This is a genomic window from Streptomyces sp. NPDC060002 (assembly GCF_042737245.1).
GTDB lineage: Bacteria > Actinomycetota > Actinomycetes > Streptomycetales > Streptomycetaceae > Streptomyces.
In genome coordinates, this window is the sequence record NZ_JBHWUW010000094.1 from 9,566 (window position 1) to 17,860 (window position 8,295).

The following is an 8,295-nucleotide window of genomic DNA, read 5'->3' on the forward strand; positions in this document are numbered from 1 at the left end:
CCCCGGCGGACGGCCGTTCGACGGACGGCCTCGGCCGGCAGCGCTCCGGTGGACGGCGCTCCGGCGCGTGGTGCTCCGGCAGGCCGGGCTCCAGCAGGCAGCGCCCCGAGGAGCGGTGAACCGGCAGAGGCAGTGCTCCGGTGGACGGTGGTCCGGCGGGCAGTACCCCGAAGAGCGGTGAACCGGCAGACGGCGCCCGGCGAGACGGTGTTGCGTCTGCCGGGCGCCGGCGGGCAGCGCACCGAGGGGCAGCGCCTCGCGGGACGGCGCCCCGGCGGACGGTGTCCCGGCGGACGGCGTTCCGCGAGACGGCGTTGCGGCGGGCAGCGCACCGTGGGGCGGCGAACCGGCAGGCGGCGCTCCAACAGGCCTTGCTCCAGCGGGCGGTGTGGGCGGTGTCCGGTGTGCCGGGCGCGTCCTTCGGGGCAGGGGCCGTGTCACGCCGTGCCGGTGGCGTCGGTGCCGCCGGGCCGTACCTGCCGTACCGGGTGGGTGAGGCGGTCCGCGGCGGGCGCGGCGGGCTGCTGTCCGGCGGGGGCGAAGGCTGCGAGATGATCTTCGGCCCACTGGGCGAAGGTGCGTGGCGGACGTCCCGTCACCGCGCGGACGGTGTCGTCCACCTGGGCCTTGGCGCCCGCCCGCTGCCGCTCGGCGCTGTGCAGGAGCGCCTCGGCGACCGGCTGCGGATAGCGTTCGGCCCAGGCGGCGCGGGCCTGGGCCGGGCTCAGTTCCACCAGGCGCAGGGGGACCCCGAGGAGGCGGCCGAGCTGCTCGCACTGCCCGGCCGCGGTGAGCGCCTGCGGCCCGGTCAGGGTGTAGGCGCGCCCGGCGTGCCCCTCCTCGGTCAGGGCCCGCACGGCGACCTCCGCGACGTCGCGGGGATCCACGCAGGCGTTGGGCGAGGCCGGGTGCAGGGCGCGCACGGTGCGCTCGGCGCGCACGGAGGCCGCCCAGGCCAGGGCGTTGGACATGAACGCGCGCGGACGCAGCAGGGTCCATTCCAGGCCGCAGCCGCGCAGCTGTTCCTCACCCGCGCGCTGCCAGCGGGTGATGAAATCGTCGGCCCCCGGGTCCAGGACCGCGGCCGCGGAGAGTTTCACCAGCCGCCGCACACCGGCCTGGCGTGCGGCGGCCGTGAACGCCGCGTCGTCGCCGGCGCCGGGGCGGGTGGTCACCAGGAACGCGGTGTGCACCCCTGTCAGGGCCCGGGCCAGCGAGAGCGGGTCCCCGTAGTCGCCGGCGACGATCTCGGCCCCCGGCGGCGCGTCCGTGACCCTCGCGGGATCCCTGGCCATCAGACGCAGGCGCACACCGGCCGGAAGCCGGCGCACCACCTCCCCTCCCACCGTCCCGGTGGCACCCGTCACCAGGACCACCCCGCCCGCCCCGCCCGCAGCCCCCGCAGCATCCCCGCCACCCGCCACACCCGCGGCGGCCGCGACGCCCGCCAAACCCGCTGTGCCCGCGGCGCCTGCCGCGCCTGCCGCGCCCGCCGCGCCCGCCGCGCCTGCCGTGTCCGCGGCCCCGTCGTCCCGCACGCCCGGTCCTCCCCGCTCCCGCCGCGATCTCTGCGCGGTTCATTGAATCCAGTACATCCGGGAGTGCTGTTCGAAACGCAACCCCCTGTAATGTACGAACTGGACGGTTTTTTTATTGGGTCTCCGGGCTCATCGACGAGAAGGAGGCCGGGAATTGGTGAAGCAGGACCGGGCGATCCGCACCCGGCAGACGATCCTGACGGCGGCGGCCAAGGTCTTCGAGGAGCGCGGCTACCAGGCCGCGACGATCAGCGAGATCCTCATCACCGCCGGGGTGACCAAGGGCGCCCTGTACTTCCACTTCCCCTCCAAGGAGGACCTGGCCGAAGGGGTGATCCACGAGCAGGACCACGACCTGCCCATCCCGCTGCGCGCCTGCAAGGTCCAGCAGCTGGTGGACACGGTGGTCCTGCACGCCTACCGCCTGCGCACCGACCCCCTGGTACGGGCCGGTGTCCGCCTCGCGCTCGACCAGCAGGCCCAGGGACTGGACCGCAGCGGCCCGTTCCTGCGCTGGAGCGATGTCGGTATCGCCCTGCTGCAACAGGCCCAGGCCCAGGGCGAGCTGATGCCGCACATCGTGCCCGCCGAGACCGCCGACGTCCTGGTGGGCGCCTTCGCCGGTGTGCAGGCCATGTCCCAGGCCATGTCCAACTACCAGGACCTGCCGCACCGCGTCACCGCCCTGCTGCGCCACGTGCTGCCCAGCGTCGTGGTGCCCTCGGTACTCGCCGCGGTCGACATCACCGAGGGCAGGGGAGCCTTCGTCGACGCCGAACTCGAGGGCCTGCGCACCCCGCAGCACCCGGCGCCCGTCAGCTGACCGCACCCGCCGCCGCATCCCCCGCCTGCCCGCACACCACCGCACCCCCGGCCTGCCCGCACACCACCGCATCGCCGGACGCCGTCTCCCCGGGCGCCGCATCGCCGGACGCCGTCTCCCCGGGCGCCGCATCGCCGGGCGCCGCGTCACCGGCCGCCGCGTCACCGGCCGCCGTCTCACCGGCCGCCGTCTCACCGGCCGCCGTCTCACCGGGCACGGTGCCGCTGGGCACGGTATCGCCTGACGCCGCGTCATCGGGCGCGGTGCCGCCGGGCGGCGGGCCGGGCGGCGGGGCGCCGGGGCCGCAGTACGCCCGCAGGGCGGGGGCCAGCGCGCCGCCCCCCGCCGCCCAGCCGGCATACCCGTCCGGGCGCACCAGCAGCGCCTCGCAGTCGAGTCCGGGCACCGGCTCGGCCCGCACTACCCGCACCAGCTGCGCCCACGGCCGCGCCTGCCGCGCGTAACGGCCGGCCTCCTCGCCGAAGAGCAGCAGCAGCGGCCGGCCCGCGCCCAGCAGAGCACTCACGTCGGTGCGGCCCTGCGGTGTGCTCAGCACGGTGTTGGGCACGAAACGCCCCTCCCACGGCGAGGAGCCGGCACCGCGCGCGGGCAGCACCGTGTCCTGCGCGCTGACCATCGACGCCAGGACCGCGCCCTCCGCGCCGCCACGGGCCATCAGCTCGCCGAACAGCTCACGCAGCGGGTCGAGCCCGGGATCGGGCCGCATCAGGGCCAGCTGGGCCCGCGTATGGTCGATGACCCGCCGCGCGGCCGGCCGGCGCTCCGCACCATAGGTGTCCAGCAGACCCTCGCCCGCGGTGCCGCGCACCGTGAACGCCAGCTTCCAGCCCAGGCCCAGCGCATCCAGCAGACCCGCACTCAGCCCCTGCCCGCCGATGGGGAAATGCACATGCGCCGCGTCCCCCGCCAGCAGGATCCGCCCCTTGCGGTAGGAGGAGACCAGCCGGGAGAAATCACTGAACCGGCTCAGCCACCACGCAGCATCCATCGCAATGTCCCGCCCCGCGATGAAGGACACCTCCCGGCGCAGCTCCTCGAGATCCAGCGGCGCATGCCGATCCGGATACGCGCCCGAACAGTTCAGCGTCCGCAGCCGCGTCACCCCGCCCCCGGCGTCCTTGGCCAGGATCCACCCGCGCCCGGTCCGGTGCCAGCCCGGCCGCAGCGCGTCCGCCTGCCCCAGCCGGACATCACCCGCCATCGCCGACACCGTCGCCGGATACGTCCGCGAGGCGAAACCCGCCTGCTCACGCACCACACTGCGCGCACCGTCCGCCCCCACCACATAACCGGCATCAAAACTCACCGGCCCCCCCGGCCCCTGCGCACTGACCCGCACCCCCGCCGGCCCCTGCCGCACCCCGCTCACCCGCACCCCACGCCACACCCGCACACCCGCCGCCCTGGCCCGCTCCTCGAAAACCCGCTCCAGATCCTCCTGCGCGACCTTCACCACCGCCTCCGGCTCCCCCACAGGCGCCTGGATGACCAGACCGGGAATCCCCGCAAAATGAAAAGAACTCCCCCCCGGCCCCACCCCCACACCCACCACGCCTGCACCCGAGCCCGCACCAGCACCCACCACGCCTGCACCCGCACCCGCACCCGCACCCGCACCCGCACCCACCACGCCTGCACCCGCACCCGTGCTCGTGCTCGCACCCGTGCCTGTCAGGGCGTGCAGATGGCCGCGCCGGGCCAGACACTGCACCGTCCGTGCATGCAGCGTGGTCGCCTTCGGCTGACCGCTCACCTCCCCCAGCGCCTCCACCACCACCGTCCGCACCCCGTACCCGGCCAGCTCACACGCCAGGAGCAGCCCGACCGGCCCCCCGCCCACAACCACCACCTGCGCCCGCACATCCCCCGCCATAACCCGGACCCCTTCTCCGTCCCCCGCCAACGACGCCGCCAGTATCACCGACCCGACACCAGCCGGAGAGCAGAAAAAGACACCCCGCCACACCACACCACCCACCCCCACCCCGGCACGCCCCTTCACCCCACCGCCCCACCCGGCACCCCCGCCCCCTCCACCCCGCCCGGCAGGCCCAACACTCCTGCCACCCCGCCCCCAGACACCTCCCACCCCCGCAGACCAGACCACCCCGACCCACAAAAAGACCGACAAACAAACCGGACAGACGGTTCCCCCGCTACATCCCACGCCCCCTCCCCCACCACCAACCGCCCAACCACCGACCGCCGACCGCCGACCGCCGACCGCCAACCACCCGACCGCCGACCGCCGACCGCCGACCGCCGACCGCCCGGAGCAAAGCAGAGGCCCGCCTACAGGGGCAGCCACTCCCGCGCCGGAAGCGGCCGGCCAACCACGGCACGGGCAGGCGCGGCACGGGCAGGCGCAGCACGGGCAGGCGCAGCACGGGCAGGCGCAGCACGGGCAGGCGCAGCACGGGCAGGCGCAGCACGGGCAGGCGCAGCACGGGCAGGCGCAGCACGGGCAGGTGGCTCAAGACGGCCCGGACCGGCAGCGACCCCAGACGGCCGGACCGGCAACGGCCCCGACAGCCCGGACGGGCGCCAACCCCGCCCCGGCTGACCGGACTTGGCACTCCCGGCAGTCCCGAGGGGGCCGGGACATGGCGGGCCGGCACGACCGGGGGCGAGGACGGGAGCCCGCGGGCTGAGGAGCAGGGGCCCGTGGGCTGAGGAGCGGGAGGCTGCGGGCTGAGGGCGATGTCTGAATCCCCCGCGGTGGCCGCAGTCCTCAGAACTGCCCGGCTCAATGCCCCAGGCGCACCCGCGCCGATCTGCTGCCGGCCGTCGAGGGGAGGGGCCGCCGACAGCCGGCTCGCTCCGCGGGCGCGCGGGGCGACCGGCTGTACTCAGCGGTCGTAGCGGTGGGTGTACGGGGTGTACGGGGTGTCGCGGCAGACGCGGCAGACACGGCAGACGCTGAAGGACATGCCGCCGAGGTCTCCCGAGGGCCGTGTCGTGACCGAATGCATCCAGCAGGGCAGGGTCTGCGGGTCTGCCTCGGGGCCCCTCCCCCGCCAGGACGGTATCGGGCACTCGCCCTGGCGAGGTTCCCGGTCGCCGAGAGGGAGCAGGCGGCCCCTGCCAGGCTCGGTCGCGGTGACGCCGGGCAGGGGTTTCCCGCCCCCGCCCCCGCCGGTTCAGGGTGAACCGGCGGGGGCGGGGGCGGGTACGGGCCGGGAGCCGGTCAGCGGACCCTGATGAAGACCACGTCGTAACCTTTGCCGGTGCCACGGGATTTGACGTAGACGCCGTCGCTGCCACCGCCCGGGTTGCCCGTATTGCCCTCGACGGTGGTGAAGGACGACCCGGAGACCGTCCGCACGATGCCTATGTGCTCGTTGCCGCCGGTGAAGTCGCTGCCGCCGTCCCAGTCGAAGGCCACGATGTCACCCGGCTGCGGGGAAGTCGTCACCGACAGGTGGTAGTTGCCGGCCCGCGCCTGCTTGACCCAGCCCGAGACGTAGGAGTTGCGGTAGGAGGAGGCCCCGGTCTGCTTGGCCACCCAGCTCACGAAGGCCGCGCACCATGCGTAGTTGCTGGTGGACAGCGAAAGGCCCACGGCCGACCCGTAGCCGTTCGCGCGGGCGCTGCCCTCGACGGTGCCGGCCTCGGCCTCGGCCACGTCGAGGATCTTGCCGTACCCGCCGCCGGGCGGGGGCGACGAGGGCGGGGTGACCGCGCCGTACAGGGCCGCCTTGGTGTCCGGTCCCACACGGCCGTCGGCCGAGAGGCCCTTCTCGGACTGGAAGTCCCTGACGGCGCTGCTCGTGAGCGAGCCGAATTCGCCGTCGCCGGCGAGATCGGCACCGTGGTGGTTGAGCAGGCTCTGCAGCTCGGTGACACAGCCGCTGTGCTGGCCCTGCACGATCTCGCCCGGGCACGAAGCGGAGTTCAGGCTGACCGGCGCGGGGGCGCCGTCGCCCCCGCCACCGCCGATGTTCGCGTACAGGGCCGCCTTGGTGTTCGCACCGGCCACGCCGTCGGCGGTGAGACCGCTCGCCGACTGGAATGCCTTGACGGCCGCCAGGGTCGCGGGGCCGAACCCGCCGTCGACATCGAGGTGCTGGCCCTTGCCGTTCAGCAGAGCCTGCAGCGTGGCGACGCAACCGCCGCTCTCCCCCTCCACGATGTTCGCCGGGCAGGACGCCGACCTCAGGTCCAGGCCCGTCGACGGCGACTCGTCGGTGTCGTAGAGGGCCCGCTTGGTGTCCGCCCCGACCTGCCCGTCGGCCGTGAGACCGCGGGAGGACTGAAAACCGCGCACGGCGGCCGCCGTCCCGGCACCGAAATCGCCGTCCACGTCGACCGCGTAACCGTGGTGGCGCAGCAGCCGCTGGAGTTCGCTGACGCATCCGCCCCGCTCGCCCTGCACGACGTTCGCGGGGCACGAGGAGGACTGGAGGTTGACGGGGGCGGGCGCCGAGCCCGCGGTGGCGTACGGCTTGCTCTTGGTCGCCGGGCCCACCCGCCCGTCCACCGCGATCGCCGTGGCCGCCTGGTACTCACGGACCGCGTAGAGCGTGCCCGCCCCGAACTGACCGTCCACCACCAGGCCCGCGCCGTGCGCGTTGAGCAGGTTCTGCAGCTCCGTCGGCACGCCGCCGGCCACACCGGATCCACCGCCCCACCCGCACCCCACCCCGCGCCACGGCGGATGCGGGCGCGGGCTCGGGCTCGGGCTCGGGCTCGGGCTCCGGGCGGCGGGCGGCGGGCCGCGAGTGCGAGTGCGAGTACGGGCCCGGGCGCGAGTGCGAGTACGGGCCCGGGCGCGAGTGCGGGCGGCCAGGACGGAGATACACGGCGGGAGCGAGGGGCTGCAGGTCTGCAGGTCCGCTGCACAGCCACACGAGACAGCCGCTCGAGACAGCCGCTCAAGCCAACCGGCCGCGCGGTCCGGCCCGATGAGGGCCCGCACGGAGCGTCCGGCCCGGGCGCCCGCCCGGCCGCCGCACCAACTCCCGCCGAAGACACCCCCGTTACCGGGCCGGGGCGGGCCGCCGCAGCGACGCAGATCACCGCGCACCCCGGCTGCGGTACGGCAGAGGAAGTGGGTAGTCTCGAACCGAACACGCAAGTTACCGCTTGGTAGTCCCGTTTTCGCAGGTTCGAGGAGTCCGCCCGTGCAACTCGCCGCGATCATCGTGTCGCTGGTCCTCATCGTGGTCGGTGTCGCCCTGTTCGGCCGGGCCGTCCTGGCGATCTGCCGCTTCATCACACTCGGCCAGCCTCTCCCCGCCCACACCCGCACCGACCGCCCCCTCACCCGCACCCTCACCCTCGTGAGGGAGTTCGCCGGCCACAGCCGGATGAACCGCTGGGGCGTCATCGCCGTGGCGCACTGGTTCGTCGCGGTCGGCTTCTACACACTGCTGCTGACCATCGTCAACGCCACCGGCCAGCTCTTCGAGCCCGACTGGCTGCTGCCGGTCATCGGCCAGTGGACCCCCTACAACGTCTTCGTCGAGTTCCTCGGCACCATGACCGCCCTGGGCATCATCACCCTGATCACCGTCCGCCAGCTCAGCCGGCCCGCCGTCCCGGACCACAAGTCACGCTTCGCCGGCTCCAAGACCGGACAGGCCTACTTCGTCGAAGCCGTCATCCTCACCGTCGGCATCTGCATCGTCGTCCTGCACGCCCTCGAAGGCGCCCAGCACCACATCTCCCACTACCAGGCCTCGTTCTTCATCTCCTACCCCCTGCTCTCGTGGTTCGCCGAGCTGGACACCACCACCCTGCACACCCTCACCTACTTCTTCGCCGGCCTGAAGATCGCCGCCTCCTTCACCTGGATGATCGTGGTCTCGCTCCACACCAACATGGGTGTGGCGTGGCACCGTTTCCTGGCGTTCCCGAACATCTGGTTCAAGCGCAACGCCGACGGCGCGACCGCCCTGGGCGCCCTGCTGC

The 8,295-nt window shown here is 74.1% G+C and carries 5 protein-coding genes and 1 pseudogene; 2 read left to right on the top strand and 4 right to left on the bottom strand.

From position 1 onward, the window contains the following. Positions 1-437 precede the first annotated feature (437 nt). Positions 438-1,376 (bottom strand): NAD(P)H-binding protein, encoded by a 939-nt coding sequence (locus tag ACFWBD_RS39920; protein ID WP_385678637.1) that lies wholly within the window; start codon positions 1,374-1,376, stop codon positions 438-440. A gap of 316 nt (positions 1,377-1,692) precedes the next feature. On the opposite strand from ACFWBD_RS39920, the gene ACFWBD_RS39925 reads away from it, so the two are divergent. Next, a complete protein-coding gene (locus tag ACFWBD_RS39925) occupies positions 1,693-2,361 on the top strand; it encodes a ScbR family autoregulator-binding transcription factor (RefSeq protein ID WP_351769128.1) in 669 nt (222 codons plus the stop codon). Here the strand turns inward: ACFWBD_RS39925 and ACFWBD_RS39930 are convergent. From ACFWBD_RS39930 to ACFWBD_RS39940, 3 genes are all read right to left on the bottom strand, one after another. Continuing rightward, positions 2,354-4,255 (bottom strand): FAD-dependent monooxygenase, encoded by a 1,902-nt coding sequence (locus ACFWBD_RS39930; RefSeq protein ID WP_385678627.1) that lies wholly within the window; start codon positions 4,253-4,255, stop codon positions 2,354-2,356. The two genes, ACFWBD_RS39925 and ACFWBD_RS39930, sit on opposite strands and share 8 nt — an antisense overlap. 976 nt (positions 4,256-5,231) lie before the next feature. After that, positions 5,232-5,354 carry a hypothetical protein gene (locus ACFWBD_RS39935; protein WP_385678630.1) on the bottom strand — a complete coding sequence of 41 codons (123 nt, stop codon included), beginning with the start codon at positions 5,352-5,354 and terminating at the stop codon, positions 5,232-5,234. A 215-nt stretch (positions 5,355-5,569) separates the two neighbouring features. Beyond that, the gene (locus ACFWBD_RS39940) at positions 5,570-6,982 is read right to left on the bottom strand and encodes a peptidoglycan-binding protein (RefSeq protein ID WP_385678634.1); all 1,413 of its coding nucleotides are present in this window, start codon (positions 6,980-6,982) and stop codon (positions 5,570-5,572) included. 523 nt (positions 6,983-7,505) lie between these two features. Here ACFWBD_RS39940 and ACFWBD_RS39945 point away from each other — a divergent pair. Continuing rightward, positions 7,506-8,295: pseudogene (locus ACFWBD_RS39945) on the top strand (Fe-S oxidoreductase); the annotation flags it as partial.